This window comes from Kitasatospora sp. NPDC043950 (genome assembly GCF_056435345.1).
On the sequence record NZ_JBWKER010000010.1, the window covers coordinates 98,342 to 114,914 of the forward strand.

General features: G+C 72.4%; 10 protein-coding genes and 1 CRISPR repeat array. Of the genes, 7 read left to right on the forward strand and 3 right to left on the reverse strand.

The window, feature by feature from the left end; all coding sequences use genetic code 11:
* Window positions 1–7 precede the first annotated feature (7 nt).
* The 3 genes from casB to cas3 all read right to left on the reverse strand — a co-directional run bounded on the left by casB (window position 8) and on the right by cas3 (window position 5,513).
* Window positions 8–877: a type I-E CRISPR-associated protein Cse2/CasB gene (gene casB, locus AC07BF_RS09490; protein ID WP_478333147.1), complete on the reverse strand. Its 870-nt coding sequence runs from the start codon at window positions 875–877 to the stop codon at window positions 8–10.
* Entirely contained in the window at window positions 874–2,472 is a 1,599-nt protein-coding gene (gene casA, locus AC07BF_RS09495) for a type I-E CRISPR-associated protein Cse1/CasA (RefSeq protein WP_400843352.1), read from the reverse strand. The genes casB and casA overlap by 4 nt, the downstream gene beginning before the upstream one ends.
* 215 nt (window positions 2,473–2,687) lie before the next feature.
* Window positions 2,688–5,513 carry a CRISPR-associated helicase Cas3' gene (gene cas3, locus AC07BF_RS09500; protein ID WP_478333148.1) on the reverse strand — a complete coding sequence of 942 codons (2,826 nt, stop codon included), beginning with the start codon at window positions 5,511–5,513 and terminating at the stop codon, window positions 2,688–2,690.
* 457 nt (window positions 5,514–5,970) lie between these two features.
* A CRISPR array of direct repeats spans window positions 5,971–6,915; the repeat unit is 29 nt; unit sequence CTCCTCCCCGCACCCGCGGGGGTCAGCCG.
* Between the two features lie 370 nt (window positions 6,916–7,285).
* Here cas3 and AC07BF_RS09505 point away from each other — a divergent pair.
* The 7 genes from AC07BF_RS09505 (at window position 7,286) to AC07BF_RS09535 (ending at window position 16,566) form a co-directional block, all read left to right on the forward strand.
* The gene (locus tag AC07BF_RS09505) at window positions 7,286–7,603 is read left to right on the forward strand and encodes a hypothetical protein (protein WP_478333149.1); all 318 of its coding nucleotides are present in this window, start codon (window positions 7,286–7,288) and stop codon (window positions 7,601–7,603) included.
* A gap of 331 nt (window positions 7,604–7,934) precedes the next feature.
* Window positions 7,935–8,765 (forward strand): AfsR/SARP family transcriptional regulator, encoded by an 831-nt coding sequence (locus tag AC07BF_RS09510; protein WP_363586677.1) that lies wholly within the window; start codon window positions 7,935–7,937, stop codon window positions 8,763–8,765.
* An 86-nt stretch (window positions 8,766–8,851) separates the two neighbouring features.
* The gene (locus tag AC07BF_RS09515; protein ID WP_478317464.1) at window positions 8,852–9,493 is read left to right on the forward strand and encodes an NADPH-dependent FMN reductase; all 642 of its coding nucleotides are present in this window, start codon (window positions 8,852–8,854) and stop codon (window positions 9,491–9,493) included.
* 147 nt (window positions 9,494–9,640) lie between these two features.
* Window positions 9,641–9,931, forward strand: coding sequence for an ammosamide/lymphostin RiPP family protein (locus AC07BF_RS09520; RefSeq protein ID WP_478333150.1), 291 nt, complete (start codon window positions 9,641–9,643; stop codon window positions 9,929–9,931).
* Window positions 9,932–9,945: 14 nt separating this feature from the next.
* Window positions 9,946–11,733, forward strand: a complete 1,788-nt coding sequence (locus AC07BF_RS09525; protein ID WP_478333151.1) for a hypothetical protein — start codon at window positions 9,946–9,948, stop codon at window positions 11,731–11,733.
* A 4-nt stretch (window positions 11,734–11,737) separates the two neighbouring features.
* Window positions 11,738–14,248 carry a hypothetical protein gene (locus AC07BF_RS09530; protein WP_478333152.1) on the forward strand — a complete coding sequence of 837 codons (2,511 nt, stop codon included), beginning with the start codon at window positions 11,738–11,740 and terminating at the stop codon, window positions 14,246–14,248.
* The gene (locus tag AC07BF_RS09535; protein ID WP_478333153.1) at window positions 14,245–16,566 is read left to right on the forward strand and encodes a lantibiotic dehydratase family protein; all 2,322 of its coding nucleotides are present in this window, start codon (window positions 14,245–14,247) and stop codon (window positions 16,564–16,566) included. Before AC07BF_RS09530 ends, AC07BF_RS09535 begins: the two co-directional genes overlap by 4 nt.
* The last annotated feature ends 7 nt before the right edge of the window (window positions 16,567–16,573 follow it).

The window sequence follows — 16,573 nt, forward strand, 5'->3', positions numbered from 1 at the left end:
CGCCGGGTCAGGCCTCGGGCTCGGGCTCGGGCTCAGCGCTGTCCGGGCCGACGGCATCGGCCTGGTCCGCGTCGTGCTCGCGGGCCCTGCGCTCGCCGTCCGCCTGCAGGGCCCGGTAGTAGTCCTGGAGCCAGGTCCGCTTGATGGCGCCGGATCGGTGCCGCCACTGGCAGAGGTCGACAAGGAGCTGGGCCCAATCGATCTCCACGTCGCAGCCGCGCAGTTGCCGAACGGCTCCGGGCAGGTGGCGGTGCAGTCCGTCGACGCTCTGACGGGTCAGCAGGTTGAGGCGGGTCTCGGCCGAGGACTCCCGCAGGCCGGCTCCGTGGCCTCCCTTGAGGACGCCGTCGGCGAAGGCGTGGCCGAGACTGCGCGACGGGATCCGCTTGGCGGTGGCGGGCTCCGTGCCCTCCGCGCGGCCGACCGGGTCGCCGAGGAGGTCCGGCGCCGCCGCGTCGTTCCTCGGTTCTTCGCTCTTCGGCTCCTCGTTCTTCGGCGCCTCGTTCTTGCCCTCTTCGTTCTTCGGCTCGGCCTTCTTCGACGTCTCGGCCTTCGCGGCGGCGTACTGGTCGCGGCGCTGCGCGGCGATCAGCGACGCGACGGTGTAGAACGCGCGCTGGACGTCGAGGCTGCGCGCCTGCTCGTCGGTGAGCCAGGAGGCCACGTAGCGGTGCATGAACGGCACGGCGTCCAGGTCCTTGCCCACACCGCGGCGCAGGGCCGCGCGGACGCCGGGGTCGTCGTGGCTGCGCTGGTCGATCCGGGCGGTGAAGGTACGTGCCCGTCCCAGCGAGGGAATCAGGACGAGTTCCTTGGGCCAACGGACCTCGTCGTCCGCGGGTTTGGCGGGGCCCGGGATAGCGGCGGTGTTGCTCACGTGTCCTCCGTGCTGGTGCTGCGGCCTCCGGTGCCGATGCCGGTGCCGCCGGTCTTGGCGGGGCGCTTCACCGGCCCGCCGTACAGCTCAAGGCGGGCGGTGGTGCAGGCCTTGGCTCCGCGCACGGTTCCCAAGGCTCCGTAGGTGACGGTGTCGTAGGCCCGCTCGGCGAGGCTGCGGAAGGCCACGGCGGCCCCGTCGAAGTCCCGTTTGTCGAGGCGCTTCCAGAACTCGGCCTCGGCGGTGGGCCAGTAGCGGGCGGCGGCGTCGACGGCCCAGGTGCAGTCGCGGATCCTGGGGGCCTCGGTGAAGTCGGCCCAGGCCTTCTTGACGGCCCGGTCGAGGTGCTTGCCGTACCGCTCCCCCAGCAGACGCAGGCGGCCGATCTCGACGGCGATCGCGGGTTCCCTGTCCTCCGCGAGGCCGAGCACGGGCGGGGTGACGGCGTCGACGAACTGGACGTCTTTGGCCTGGCCGTCCTGTTCGAATCCGAGCGCGCGCACCCTCAGTTCCTCCGAGACTTCCAGCGCGGTGACGAACACTTCGGGACGACGTGGTTTCGTGCTGCCTGCAGGATTCTTGAGCAGCAGTGCGTCCAGATCGCGCCACAGCGCACGGCGGGAGTCAGCAGGGCGCGGGTAGGGGTTGCCCTCCTTGCTGGTCTGCCAGATCAGGTACGGATCGCCCTCGCGGGGGATCTTGAACTGGTTGGCCCAGGTGATGAACGCGTCCTCGACGTACTGGCCGGTGGCGTCGGGCATGAGCAGCAGCGCGTGCTGGGAACGGGCCGTGAGTGCGGAGCACGGACCCTTCAACGGCGGCGGGACGGCCGCAGGATCGGGCAGTTCCTCGCGTTCCCACGGGCACAGGTCGCTGTCACGACGGACGTCACGGCCAGGCCGGGGCAGTCCGGCCAGGAGGGTCTCGAAGAGGGTGTCGCCCTCCGGGTGGTAGGAGAGCGTGCTGCGCAACGGGCCCGCCTTGCTTCCGGCTGCTTTGGTGGCACCGACAGTGCGGCTGGAGCAACGGCCGGAGGGACCGTAGTAGTGCCAGACCAGCAGGTGCAGGACTGCTTGGGCCGGGGTCGGCAGGTCAGGAGCAGTGCTGTTGACGTGCTGGAACCAGGAGTGGTTGTTGCCCGAAGGGCGGGTGGTGATGAGTTTGTCGACGCCGGCGGTGTTCGCGGGGTCGCACTGCTCGGCCAGCCGCGGGTCCTGGAGGAACGGGCGTGCGGAGTCGAACAGGTCGAAGCGGTGGCGGTGGCGTTCGACGAACGTCGCGATCTTCTCCAGGTCGAGGCCCGCCCGGTCGACCAGGTCGGCGCGGCGCTCGGACCAGTCGCCCGGTCCGGCTTCGTCGAGGCCGGACACCCGGGCGGTGATCGCGTACAGGACGCGGTACAACGCGGAGAGGGCCGGCGGGGTCGCGATCGCGATCTGCTCGATCTCGTTTGCGCGCAGCAGGAGTTCGCGCAGGCCGACCGCTGGCGGGTAGGCCTTGTTGTGGTCCGCGTCGCCCTCCTCCCTGTGGGGGATCCAGCGGACGGGGATCCACGCCTCGTCGAAGAGGTTGTAGGCGGGTGGTGCGGATGGCATGCGGCCTCCGGCGAGGCGGGTACGGGTGATCACAGAGTGGGTAGGCTCTGCCGCGGTCCCCGCAGCGAGCGGGGGTGAGCCGTGCGGTGCCTAGGAAACGGCCGCGTTGGCAGTCCTGTCCCCGCACAAGCGGGGGTCACGCTGATCTCGGACGGGCGACAAGCCTGTCCGGGACCGGCACAGCCAACTTAGTGTCAAGTGCGGTGCCTAGGACGTCATTTCTCGGAAATTCCCACGTTCGAGTACACGAGCCGCCTCTCCCCCATCAGGCCCGTCCACCAGTCACCGTCACGGCGCATGCGCAGCAGCGCCAGGCCGGCCAGCAGGGGCCGGTCACTCCAGGCCCTCGGCACGGCGTTATCGCCGGTGCGGCCGGCGAGCCAGCGGCCGGGCAGCGGCACGGTGTGTCGCATGATCAGCGCGATGTCGTCCCGGTTCGCTGCGGCCGTAGGCAGCGGCACGTCATGGTCGGGAGCGAGGCTCCACCCGCCCTCCCGCGCGAAGACGCACACAGCCCGTCCGCTGTCCGCCCCCAGTCGGGTGGTCAGCAGGTCCTCGGTGATGCCGAGGCCGCGGTCGCTGAGCGGGGAGAGGTCGCCGGTCACGTCGTACGGCGGGTCGATGCCAGTCAGCTTCGCGAGCTGCTCCTCTGCGGTGGCCGAGGCGATGCGCTCGGCGTCCATTCGATCGAGCTCCGCCGAGGCGGCCTTTTCCAGATCGGCTCCGAAGTCGTCCGCGTAGACCTCGTCCACGAGTCGTTGAATGTCCTCCGGCACCCTGACCACGCCGCTGGACAGCTTCTGGAGCAGGAGGCTGGTGCGGCGCAACAGGGAGGCGTCGTAAACGGTGCCCCAGGTACGGGGCGCGGCCACGCGGCCCTTGTCGTCGAGCGGTTCCAGCACGATCAGGCGCGGCTCGGTCGGTTGGCCGGTCCACGCGGGGCGGTTGGGGCGCTCGTGGCGCTTGCCGCGGCCGGCCCGCTGGAGGAGCTGCGCGAGCGGGGCGAGGTCCGAGACGATCAGGTCGAAGTCCAGGTCGAGGGACTGCTCGACGATCTGAGTGGCCACCAGGATCGACCCCTCGCGCGGTGCGCCCGCCGCTGCGTCGTTCGCGGGCTTCCCGTAGGCGACCTCGCACTCGGCGGTGATGCGCTGCCGCTCGTGGGCGGGGAAGCGGGAGTGGAGCAGCCTCAGGCCTCCCTCACGCGCGGCGAGTTCGGGCAGGACGGACCGCAGGTAGCGGTAGGTGCGCTGGGCCTCGTCCACGGTGGTGCAGCAGACGAGGACGCAGCCGCCCTCGGTGGTGACGGAAGCCAGGATCTCGCGCAGGGCCGCGCGACGCCCCTGCCGTCCGGACTTCTGCGCGACGCCCTCTTCCTGAACGTCCCAACGCACCTGGCGGGTCTCCACCTGCAAGGTGCGGGCCCGACTGCTGCCGACCTCGCGCGGTTTGGACACCGATCCGCCGTCCGCGTCCACGAACAGCCACCCCGGGTAGCAGGGCTTCACCGTGGTGGGCTCGGGAAAGCCGGCGCCGCGCCGGTACGCATCGACGAGCGACGAGGCCGCCTTCCCGGCCAGGGTCGCCGACAGCAGCACGACCGGGGCGCCGAACGCCCCGAGCCACTCCAGCAACCGCACCAGCAGACTGTGCATCCACGGGCCGTAGGCGTGCGCCTCGTCCACCACCAACACCTTGTTCGAGAGGCCGAACAACCTCAGGAATCCGTACCGGACCGGGAGCACCCCGGTGAGCGCCTGGTCGATCGTGCCGTTGGCGAGCGGCGCGAGCAGGCCCCGCCGCCCGGTCCGCAGCCACTGCCCGGCCTCGGTGTCCGCGAGCACGGCCGTCCCGTCCGCCGCACCCTCGCCGAGGGCGTAGTCCGGACTCAGCCAAGCCATGCTGTGCAGCAGGGTGAGCGCGCGGTCGCCCTCGACGTTCTGCTCCGCGAACCTGCGGACCCGGGTGAACATCGCGTCCGCCGTGGCCATCGTCGGCAATGCGAAGTAGACCCCGGACGCGCCGGAAGCCCTCGCCATCACGGACGCCGCATGCAAGGCGGTCTCGGTCTTACCGTCCCCGGTCGGAGCGGTGACCAACAGCAGCCCGGGCCCCTTCACCACACCGGGCAAGTGCTTCGCGACGTCGGCCTGCAGCGCGTTCGGAGGAAACGGGAACTGCTCGACGAACGGCTTGTCCGGGAACGCCGCACAGCCAAGCCCGGCCTCGCGCACCCACCTCGGCGAGGCCTTCACCGCCACCCGGAAGTGCTCGCCGAATTCGGCGTCGCCGGCCTTCCACCCCTCCCCGGGCATCCGCGGCTCGATCACGTCGACCTGACTGGCCAGCCAGTCCGCCACCACGACGAGCCCCGCGACCACCACCGCCAACTCCCCCGGCAGCACCGACTCCAGCGCCCTGGTGGCTCCGACCGTCCGACGGACCGCGTGCGCATGGGCCAGCCGCTGCTCCAGCCACCCCTCCGCGGTACCGAGGCCGGGCTGGTAGCCGGACGGGGTGGCGATCTCCTTGCGCAGCAGCGCAGCGGCGAAGCAGCCGTGATGCCCGCCGAGCAGCTGAGCGATCTGGTGGGCCGGTGACCGCCTGACCCACTTGCCGAGCGGGTAGCCGCACTGTTCGAAGAACTCGACCAGGCCCCAGTGCGTCGCCGTCTCGTGCCTCAAGTACCCGCTGCGCTCCGCCGCCGGGTTGTCCTCCGCGTACTTCGGGTCCCCCACCAGCTTCGCGAACTCCTCCGCAACCTGCTGCTGGAAGTGCAGCGAGACCTTCCCGATGTCATGCAACCCAGCCCACAGCGCCACCATCCCCCGGGCCTCGCCGTCCGTGACGCCCATGGCCTCGGCGATCCGATTCCGCACGCGCTCGCTCAGGACGGCGTCCCACAGGGCACCCGCGACGGCGGCGGTGTCCAGGAGATGGCAGATCAGGGGGTACGGGCCGGGCAGGCCCGCACTCTTGCCCCACATCCGGGAGTCCGGAGCGACGGATCCCGGATCACCAAAGGCTGTTCCGTCAGTCATGCCTGAATAGCTATCAGCTACCACTGACAAACCCGACGGCCGCGACATCAGGGCCGACGGAGCATCAGGAACCAACGGCGACCCTCTCGGCGTATCAGTCGAGGCCGCTGACGCCGGAGCCACGCGCGGGCAAGTCGTGTAACGATTCCGCACCCCCAGTCGGCATCAACTGCACCGTAAGTTGGACCCTTTGGCCTCCTTAAGGCCCGAGTGAGCTGGTCCCTCACGCCGGGCACAGCCACTGATGGCGCGGATCCCCGCACGGCGAAAGGCGGGCGAGCCTCAACAGCGAACGCACCAAACGAACCAGGCGGACGGACTCGGGTTCTGATTGCCCGTGACATCATGTGAAGGCTCTTTGACATCTCAAGAACCCGACGGCGACCGGAGCAATCGGCACGCCACCCCACATGGTCAAGAAATAGCAAAGCCCCTGCTTCACCGCAGGTCACGAAGCCTCCTCCCCGCACCCGCGGGGGTCAGCCGCTCCATCGCGATCGAATGTGCTTGCGGGTTAGCTCCTCCCCGCACCCGCGGGGGTCAGCCGAAGAGCACGGAGAAGGGCCGCACCGACTACCGCTCCTCCCCGCACCCGCGGGGGTCAGCCGAAGCTGTTCCCGGTGAGGTTCATGCCGCCGAACTCCTCCCCGCACCCGCGGGGGTCAGCCGACTGGCGTACCTACCACGGCACCAGGCGCCTCCTCCTCCCCGCACCCGCGGGGGTCAGCCGTGGGCGATGGCCCGCTTGAGTGTGGCTGAGTCCTCCTCCCCGCACCCGCGGGGGTCAGCCGGTGATCGTGTTGGGGGTTCCGATCGGGTTGAGCTCCTCCCCGCACCCGCGGGGGTCAGCCAGCGCTCAGTTCGGCCACCAGCGCGCGGTCCTCCTCCTCCCCGCACCCGCGGGGGTCAGCCGGCGCGTGTCGAAGGCGAAGGCGCGCGCGATGTCTCCTCCCCGCACCCGCGGGGGTCAGCCGCCCAGTGAGGACGACGAGTCGCCCCGGCCCGACGCCTCCCCGCACCCGCGGGGGTCAGCCGCGTTCCACGGTGGTGCCGAGGTAGATCCGGCCGCTCCTCCCCGCACCCGCGGGGGTCAGCCAGCGCTCAGTTCGGCCACCAGCGCGCGGTCCTCCTCCTCCCCGCACCCGCGGGGGTCAGCCGGCGCGTGTCGAAGGCGAAGGCGCGCGCGATGTCTCCTCCCCGCACCCGCGGGGGTCAGCCGGTGCCGTAGTCGACGCCCGGCCAGCGCTCTTCCTCCTCCCCGCACCCGCGGGGGTCAGCCGATCCTCAAGCCCGAGTTCGGGACCACCCGGCCCTCCTCCCCGCACCTGCGGGGGTCAGCCGGTCGTCGCCGACCAGGCCGGGGTGGTGAGGGACTCCTCCCCGCACCCGCGGGGATGGCCCGACCGGCGTGACGGGGGCCAGGCATGCGGCCGTTCCCGGGGCGGGGCGCGGCGCCGTAGGCGGGCGGGGTGGCAGGGGCGGGTGTGGGGCGCTTCGGCGTGTGAGTGTCGGGGCGGGGCGGCGAGGGTTCATCCTTCGGGGGGTGTGCTGGAGCGTCGTGGCGCGTGATCGCGCGGGGGCGAACGGCGGGCGGGTTTGATTCGGGCTTCGGGGTGGTGTAGTTCGTTCACCCGGCGAGTCGAAACGGGCGGGTGCCGGGGCCGTATCTGCTGTTCATTGCTTGTTTATTGCCAGGAGCCAGAGTCATTCCTGATCTTCCTGACTCGGGCGGCCGGACGGTGCCCGGCAGGCAACTCTGGAGAACGTACATCATGCCGCGCACGCTACTTGGAGCCCTGGTCGCCGCCGCTCCGGCGGCCGCCGGGCTCTCGCTCGTCACGCCGGCCCGGGCCTCCGCCGCCGCCATGGGGTGGGACGTGTCGACGGAATCAGCGCGCCGATCGTGCGTACACCGACCCGGGTTCGGCGGCCGGCGGCGCCTTCTCGGAATCGACTTCGTGAAGCTGCCGATCGACGAGGCCGGAAAGAGCGCCGAAGTTCGCGGAAAACCGGCCGAATCGCGTGAGGGCGTGTCCGAATCGCCGCGACACCTCACCATGAGCGAGTACACCATCAGCGCCTTCCGGTGAGACGAGGGCTTCCCGTCGCGTCGCAGCCGAGGCGGAGCACCGACGCCAGGCCGATCGGGCCGACCCGCGCGCGTGAAGGGCCGTGAATCGACCCCGGAAGCCGTCCGCCGATTCCCTGAGTCGAACCGGAGACTCCGCTTCCCGCCGTCCGTCTGACCGGCATTCTCCGAACGGCCACGACGTTCCCGTACGTCAACACAGATAAGGCGACCGGCCCTCACCCCGGTCGTACCACCGGTCGACCGGGTTGCCTCCCCCACAGGCCTGGCCCGACCGACCCCGCCAGTGCGTTCGCATCCTGTTACCCCCACGAAGAAGGAGGGTTTCCAACATGACCGAGATTTCCACGCTTGCCGTCGTACGCTGCCTCGGCGGCTTTTCACTGGACTTGGGGGGACTCCCGGTCAGACGCTGGCGGGCCGGCAAAGCGCGCACACTGTTCCTTTACCTCCTCATCAACCGGGGCCGCACGGTCGACCGCGACGAACTGCACGCCGCGCTGTGGCCCGACCGCACCCGGTCGGCGGGCTCCAGTTCCCTCAAGGTCGCCAAGCACGCGGTGCACCAGATACTCAGCGGGCAGCAGGCCGCGGAGGAGCAGCCGGCCGCGGAGATCGTCTGCAGCGAGTACGGGTACTCCCTCAAACTCCACGACGCCTGGCTGGACTTCGAGGAACTGGAGCGGCTGTGCAACGAAGGGCACCGGGCGGCGGCCCGAAGTGATCCGCGCGCGGCCGCGGAGTACTACCGCAGCGCGCTGGATCTCCACACCGGGGACTTCCTGCCCGGTGAGACCGCCGACTGGGCCAGGGAGCAGCGGGACTGGGTGCGGTCCCTCGCGCTGGGAGCGGCGGACTTCCTCCTCCAGGAGGCACTGGACCGGGGCGAGCTGCCGAAGGTCATCGACATGTGCCGCCGCGCGCTGGACATCGACCCGTACCAGGAGGACGTCTACCGGACCCTGATCCAAGTGCACGGCGATCTGGGCCAGTTAGCGCAGGCCAGGTCCTGGTACAAGCTGTGCCGGGCCCGGATGTCGGACGGTCTGGACATCGATGTCAGCCCTGACACCCAGCGGCTCCTGGACCGGGTTCTGCGCACCCAGGACGCGCCCGCCCGCACTGCGGACCAGACCTCCGGCCCAGGCGTAACCAATGCATAACCAATGCATAACCAGCTCATAACCAGCGCATAACCGCCCTGTCTAGACTCCGAAAACCGCGACCGGTCAAGGAGATTGGTGTAACCGTGCTGGAGACGAACCAGGGTTCCGTTCTTTCGGTGGAGAATCCCGGTGTTGGTGCCCCAGCCGATGCCGGGCCCCTGATCGTCGGCATCGGGGGCACCGTGCGCTCCGGTTCCTCGACGGAACGGGCGGTCCGGGCGGTACTCGCGGCCTCCGCGGCGGCGGGGGCCCGGACCCTGCTGCTGGGTGCCGAGGAACTTCAACTGCCGCTCTACGCCCCGGGGGAGTCACTGCGCACCCCGGCGGCCCGGCGGCTGGTCGAGGCCGTCGCCCTCGCCGACGGCCTGGTGATCGGCACGCCCGCGTACCACGGGGGCGTTTCCGGTCTGGTGAAGAACGCCCTCGACTACCTGGAGGACCTGCGTGAGGACGCGCGTCCCTATCTGCACGGCCGCGCCGTCGGCTGTGTCGTCACCGCACGCGGGACGCAGGCTGCTTCGACGCTGGCGGGGCTGCGCTCCGTCGTGCACGCCCTGAGGGGCTGGCCCACTCCCCTGGGCGTGGCCATCAACACGGAGAGCGTCACCCTGGCGTCCGACGACAGCACCGGCGGCAGCACCGGCGACCCGCATCTCACCGCGCAACTGGCCACCGTCGGACGGCAAGTGGTCGAGTTCGCCCGGATGCGCACGCCGGCCGGCTGAGCGTCCGGGGGCCTACCTCCGACCGCTGCCGCCCCCGTACGTCCGCCGTCACGATCCCCGCCCACCCCTTTGGTTCCGGCTGCCCTGACACCGGATCCTTCGCATCCGCATTCCCACGTCCGACCGTGATTCCGAATGGAGCGCGCCATGGAAGACACCGCGAAGTCCACCGCGAAGTCCACAGAGCCGGAGGAGACCGCCGAGGCTCTCGCCCTCGAAGCGGAAGCCCCCGAAGCGCAAGCCCCCGAGGTGGAAACCGCCGGGACGGAAACCCCCCAGGCGGAAACCCCTCAGGCGGAGACCGCCGGGACGGAATCCGCCGAGGACACCGAACTGGACGCGCTGGACGAGCTGGACGACGTCGACTTCGACCTCGACGAGGTCGAGAACAAGATCGCGCCGCTCGCCCTCGCCGCCACCGAGCCCTCGCGATGGTGACGCGGGCGGCCGAGGTGAGCCGCGTATCCACCGACTCCGTCCTGGTCGACGTGAACACCGGCCCGGCCGCCTCGTACACGGGGCTGCGGGCGGGCATCGACGCCCTGCGTGCCGAGGGCGCCGACTTCACCGGCCTCGCGGCCGGGCACCCGTCCGAATGGGCGGAGCTCTTTCCCGCCGAGACCGCGCCCGGCACCGCGCCGCTGGAGGAGATCGCGCTCGCGCCCTCCGAGCGGCGGCTGCACCGGGAGAGCGAGCAGGTCTACCGCGTGCTGACGGTGGCCGCGACCGCCCTCTGCACGGGCACCGCGCAGTTGGGCAGGCCCCTGCTGCTCAGCGGGATGGGCGGCACCGACCTGTCCTCGCTGCGCGGTTTCATGCGGGCCTTCGAGCACGCGCAGCTCGTCGAGGGCGCCGAACTGCTGCTGGACGCACCGACGTCCGTGCGCGAGCCGGTCGGCCGGTACGCCGACTACCGCGGGGAGCGGGTGCGCTGTCTGCGCCGCATGGGGCTGCCGGTCACCGAGGGCGACCTGGCCGTGGACCTGGGTACGGCTCCGGACGCCGGATTCGAGCCGGTGTCCGAGGAGGGCGAACTCTTCCTGCAGGCAAGGGACTCCGAGGGCTCCGCCGTGGACCGGGTGGCCGCCGCGCTGGCCTACTGCCGCCGGGCGTTCTTCTCCACGAACTGGGAGGGCATGGCGGTCGTCGCCGACGAGGCGATCGGGCTGCTCGCCGGCATCCCCGAGTCGGGCATACCCGGGCTGCTCGCCGAGGCGGAGCGCGAGGAGGAGCTCGTCCACGCCATCGAGTTCGAGACGGCGATCCTGCGCGGCACCGCCGACGTACGCGGTTTCCTGCTCAAGGTGCTCGGCATCCAGGCGGGCTTCCGCGGGGACCAGGACACGGCCCTCGCCTGCTTCCGGGCCATCCGGGAGGACGCCGCCGGCCTGTCCCCGGAGCTGCGTGCCCAGTCGCACCTGTACTCCGCGCTCACCCTGTCCAAGCGCAAGAACCGGCTGGCGGAGGCCGTCGCCGAGGTGGAGCAGGGCTTCGAGGTCGTCGGGGAACGTCCGGGCGAGGCCGAGAGCGTACGCCGCGAGCGCGGCTGGCTGCACAACCTGCGCGGGCTGACCCTGTTCGCGGAGCGGCGCCTCGGGGCGGCCTTCGAGCACGAGAAGCAGGCGCTGGCCTGCATGGCGGGTCTGACCGACGCCAGTGCCGCGCATCTGCGGATCAACCTGTACTCGAACATCAGCGTGCTCCAGGAGAAGGCGGGCAAGCACGCCTCGGCCCTGGCGACCTGGGAGAAGTTCAAGCAGGCCGCCGGCTCGTCGAACGCGGGCTTCCGCAAGCACCACGCGTACCGCAGCGCCGGGCTGCGGCTGCTCGTCGGCGAGCGGGACGCCGCCCTGGCGGACCTGGACACCACGCTGGAGAACGCGGCCGAGCTCGGTGACCGCTTCCACGAGACCGAGGTGCGTCTCGAACTGGGCATGCTGCACGCCTCCGGCGGTGACGCGAGGACGGGCGCCGAGCAGTACGAGCGCGCCGAGTCCGCGGCGCGGCTGCTGGGCGACCCGTACCGCATCGCGCTGGCCCAGGCGGGTCGGGTGATGACGACCGGCTCCGTGGCCGCGGCCGGGTCGGTGGCGGCCATGGCGCCGCTGAGCCTCACCCGTCCCGGTGCGGCGGACGCCCTCGCCAAGGCCGTCGCCGACGGCGGTGACCTGCAAGGGCTGCTGCCCAAGCCGCGGACCAAGCTCAACCGCCCGTTCGACCTGATCAACTTTCAGGACTGAGGCCATGACCGACCATGCGACCCAGGGGGAGACGGGACAGCGGGCCAGGTGGCAGCTCTACGATCGGCTGCTGCTGCGGCGGGCGGGCTTCGGCATCGGCCTGCTGACCGCTCTCGGTGACGGACCGGCGGGTGCCGCGGCCGCGGAGTACCGGGAGGTGGTGGCGCGGTTCGAGCGGAGCCGCGCCCGGCTCCAGGAGGCGATCGCCAAGTCCGTCACCGGCGCCGACCGCGAGCGGGACCGGGCCGGACTGCGCGAACTGTCGAAGCTGCGCGGCCGGGTGGGCCGCCGGCTGCCGGTGGAGCCCGACCCGCGCGGCGGCGACGTGGCATCGGCGGTCGACGGCTACCGCGCGGCGCACTCCGCTCAGCAGCAGGCGGGCGAGCGGCTGACCGCCGCGCTGGGTGAGGAGGTGCTGCGGCGGCCGGAGCGGGTCCGCGACCTGCTCCGCGACGAGCGGGTGTGCGACGCCCTGCTCCAGCTGTCGCCGTCCTTCCACACCGAGGCGGTGCGCTGGGTCGACGGCTGGCAGCAGCAGGACAGCGCGACGGGCCGCAACCGCGCCAAGGACCGATCCTTCTACCGCCGGGTCTACCTGTACGGCCAGCGGCTCGGCGCGAAGAACGAGACGACCAGCTTCTTCGGTCCGCTGGTGCACGGCCGGGTCGACCGTGGGGCCCAGGGCACCGTCCTCGGCCCCGAGACGGCCTGCGGCTACCACGTCCTGGAGGCGCAGACCGCGTTCTGGGCGGTGTGCGAGCTGGCCAAGCTCATCGGTACGGACCCGCAGGTGCGGGACCGCCCGCCCGTGGCCTGGATGCCGTCCTGCCGCAGGACACCGGGCGGGACACCGGGCGGGACACCGGGCGGGACACCGGGGTCGGGCGAGGTGCCGGGGACGGCGTCGGGGACGATCCAGTCCGCCGACGGCCGCCGGATCACCCTGTCCGGGGTGCGGTGGCAGCTCGCCGAGGCCGTCGACGGGCGGCGTTCCCCCGTCGAACTGGCGGCGCTGGCGGGACTCGACCTCGCGCAGACGCGCCGGGTCCTGGACCGGCTGCGGCAGGCCGGGGCCGTCCGGCTCTGGCCCGAGCCGCCGTCCACGGCGGCGCGGCCGCTGGACTGGCTGGTCTCCTGGGCCGACCGCTACGCGGAGGGCACCGCCTGGCCGGTGCGGCTGCGGGAACTGCGCGACCTGGGCGACGCCTACGCGGCGGCCGACGGCCACCGCGCCCGGGCGGCCGCGCTGGAGCGCGTCGAGGAGTGCTTCACCCGGCTCACCGAGGTCGACGCACGTCGCGCCGGCGGCCGGATGTACGCGGACCGGCTGGTGGTGTCCCTGGACGCCAAGGGCGACCAGAGCCCGGTGGTGGTCGGTGGCGACGTGGCCGGGCGCTGGGAGTCCGAGCTCAGCCCGGTACTGGACGTGGCCGCCCGCTACGGCGAGCTCCAGCAGCACGCGGCGGCCGAGCTGTGCGCGGGGATCCTGCACGAGGCGGGCGGCGGCGCCATGCCGTACGACGAGCTGATCCGCCGGATGCGCGCCTCGGTCGAGGCGGGCGGTCTGGACCGGCTCGCCGGGCCACTGATCGGGTTCAAGCGGGACTACGCGGCACTGGTGGAATCCGCCGTGCGGGGCCAGGAGGCCCGGCTCTCCCCCACCGAACTCGCGGGGTTCGCGCCCGAGCCCGGCCGGCCCCGTTTCGTCAGCCCTGACCTGATGCTGGAGAGCCGGGAGGACGGCGGCGGACTGCTGGTGCTGGGCGAGCTGCACCCGTACGTCTTCGCCTGGGGTTCGCAGGGGCTGTTCAGCGACGAACAGGACCGGATGCTGGGCGACTTCGCGGCGGGTCTCGAACCGTGGGGCGGCCCCGAGCGGCTGGCCACGGTGATCCGCCGCAGGCGCCACAAGGGCCTGGTGGCCGACTGGTTCCCGGGCCGCTTCATCGAGATCACCTCGGTGGCCACCGACGACCGGGAGCGGACGGTGCCGCTGACCGATCTGACCGTCGTCGTGGTGGACGGCACGCCCCGGCTGCGCACCCCGGACGGGGAACTGACCCTGTACGCCGGCGAGGACGACCACGTGCACCTGCGGGCCTTCGCCGCACCCGGAGTGGGGCTGCCGCTGGTGCGGATCGGGGACTTCGCGCCGAGGATCGTGGTCGGGGACCTGCTCGTGCAGCGGGCGCGCTGGTGGTTCGACCGGGCCGACCTCGGGGTCGACGCGGCGCGCGACCCCGCCGCCGCCTTCCTCGCCGTCCAGTCGCTGCGGGCCCGGCACGGAGTGCCCCGGTTCTGCTTCGCCTCCCTCGCGCACGAGCCGAAACCGGTCGGAATCGACCTGGACAGTCCGCTGGCCGTCGACGCCCTGGTGGCGATGGTGCTGGCCGGTGACAGTGCGACGGTGTCGCTGGCCGAGATGAGGCCTGCGCCGGACGCGCTGTGGCTGCGCCACGGCGGGGCCCGCGTGACCTCGGAGTTCCGGATCGCCATGAAGAGGGCATCGTCATGACCCACCGATCCGACCGATCCGACCTGTCGCCGCAGGAGTCGGCGCCGGCGCCGCGGCGGCACGGCTGGGAGCTGCTGCCCACGGTCGTCCTGCGCAGCGCCGGGTTCCCCTGGCAGATGGTCGAGCGACTGGCCTGCGAACGGACCCGTCTGCTCACCGAGGAGCTGTTCGCCCTGGAGGCCCGGTCGGGCGACGTGGCGTCACGGCTGCACCCGGCGGGGCGGCTGTCCCGGGGCCAGCAGGCGAAGTTGCGCGGTCTGCGGCCGCTGCCCGCGTCGGACAACCTGCCCGCCGACTGGCTGGCCGAGTGGAACGCCGCGGCGGAGCGGGTGAGCGCGGTGCGGGAGCGGCTCGCCGCCACCGTCGAGGCCGACACGGCGGCGGTCGACGAGGCGCTCGCCGCCGTCCGCACCGATCCGCGGGTCAACGACGCCATCGTCTGCTCATCGCCCGCCGTCCACCGCGATCTCGCACGGGGTGCGACCGGCGGCCGGATCCGGCGCCAACTCGCCTCCTACGCACAGCGGCTGGCGTCCAAGAGCGAGACGATGAGCTTCTTCGGGCCCATCAACTACGGCAGGCTCAGCCCTGGCTCCGACGCCGCCACGGCGCTGGACTGGGAGGGCCACACGGCGATCCGGGTCCGCCAGGCGCACACCGCGGCCCGGGTCAACGACGCCGTGCAGGACCTGCTGCTGGGCGACCCGGCGCTGGCCGAGCGGCTGGCACCGGTGCGCAAGACGATGACGGGGCCGCCCCGCGGTACGGGCGTCGGCGCGGCGCTGCTGCGGGAGGCCGACGGCGTACGGACGGTGGCCGGGATCGCGTCCGGGTGCGGCGCCGGTGCCCTGGAGGCGGTGGAGGCGTTCGCGGCCGCCGTGGCGAAGGGGACGCTGACGCACACCCTGTGTCCGCCGGCGACCGTGGTCGACCCGCTGCGCTGGACCCTGGAGCGCATCGACGCCTCGGACACCGAGACGGCCGCCCGCGCGGCCGGGGTGCGGGCCCTGCTGGTGAAGGTGCTCGAACTGCTCGACGGCTACCCGTCGGCGCCGCCCGAGCGGAAACTGACCGTCCAGGCCGAACTGGAGTCGCTGCTGCCCGTCACCGACCGCTCGGCGGAACGCGGACGCTTCTACAACGACCGGGTCATCATCCACGAGGCCGCCGTCGGCACGGCTGGGCTGGAGGTCCGTGGACCGCTGGCCCGCGACATGTGCGACGCCGTCGCGCCGGTGCTCGACCTGCTGGCCCACGAGGCCGAGGCGACCCGCGTACGCACCAACCGGGCGGTCGCGGCCCGGCTCGGAGCGGGAAGGATCCCGCTGCTGCGGGCGCTGCGGGAGTGCGCGGACCTCGCCATCGAGCCGGGTGGAGAGCTCGGCGCCGAGCTGAGCCGGGTGGTCGAGGCCGAAGGCGCGGACCGGGCCGAACTCGACGTGGCGGGGCTGCTCGCCGCACCGCCACCGCCTGCCGCCCCGGTGCTGTGCTCCATCGACGTCCTGATCGCGGCGCCCGACCTGGCCGGGTACGAGCCGGGGGTGACCCCGCTCGTGCTCGGCGACATCCACGACGCGGCGCTGCTCACCCCGTGGGCGCTGCAGTTCCATCCGGACGCCGCGGCGCTGCTCGCCGAGCGGGACGCCGGGGTGCGCAGGGCCCTGGGCGACCAGCTGGCCGTCAACGTGATCTCCCGTCGTACGACCGGGCTGCCGCCGCTGGAGTTCCCCGGCGTGGTGCTCGAACTGGGCGGCAGGGCCGGCGCGGACCGGGAGCGGATCGGCCTGGACCAGCTGTGGCTGGAGAGCGACGGCGAACGGGTCGTCCTGCACGGCGACACCCACCCCGGCCGGAGCCTGCTGTTCCACAACGGCGAGCTCGACACCGCCGTGCACACCGCGCTGGCACTGCCCCGGATCCGCCGCCCGGTGCTGCCGGACCTGCCGCACGTGCCGCGGCTGCGCTGGGGCAACGTGGTGTTCTCGCGGCGCCGCTGGGCGCTGCCGAGCGCGGCGCTGCTGGAGGCGCACGGCAGCCGGCGGGAGGCCGAGCGGCTGCTCGCCTCGGCCCGGCTGCTCCGGGAACGGGGCCTGCCCGACCGCTTCTTCGCGAAGTCACCGGCCGAACGCAAACCGGTGTACGTGGACACCGCGAGCCCCGAACTCCTCAAGGGCATGGCCCGGCTGGCGGGCACGGCGGAACAGCTCCTGCTGTCCGAGACGCTGCCCGCACCCGAGGACGCCTGGCTGCGGGACGGGGAGTTGCGCTTCGCCTCCGAGCTGCGCTGTGTGTATCTGCGGGGCGGTGGTGAGCGGTGACGCGCCG

What these genes read in the sequence shown, in the direction of transcription:
- casA (WP_400843352.1), bottom strand. Translation starts at nt 2,472, where the DNA reads ATGCCATCCGCACCACCCGCCTACAACCTCTTCGACGAGGCGTGGATC.
- cas3 (WP_478333148.1), bottom strand. Translation starts at nt 5,513, where the DNA reads ATGACTGACGGAACAGCCTTTGGTGATCCGGGATCCGTCGCTCCGGAC.
- AC07BF_RS09505 (WP_478333149.1), top strand. Translation starts at nt 7,286, where the DNA reads ATGCCGCGCACGCTACTTGGAGCCCTGGTCGCCGCCGCTCCGGCGGCC.
- AC07BF_RS09510 (WP_363586677.1), top strand. Translation starts at nt 7,935, where the DNA reads ATGACCGAGATTTCCACGCTTGCCGTCGTACGCTGCCTCGGCGGCTTT.
- AC07BF_RS09520 (WP_478333150.1), top strand. Translation starts at nt 9,641, where the DNA reads ATGGAAGACACCGCGAAGTCCACCGCGAAGTCCACAGAGCCGGAGGAG.
- AC07BF_RS09530 (WP_478333152.1), top strand. Translation starts at nt 11,738, where the DNA reads ATGACCGACCATGCGACCCAGGGGGAGACGGGACAGCGGGCCAGGTGG.
- AC07BF_RS09535 (WP_478333153.1), top strand. Translation starts at nt 14,245, where the DNA reads ATGACCCACCGATCCGACCGATCCGACCTGTCGCCGCAGGAGTCGGCG.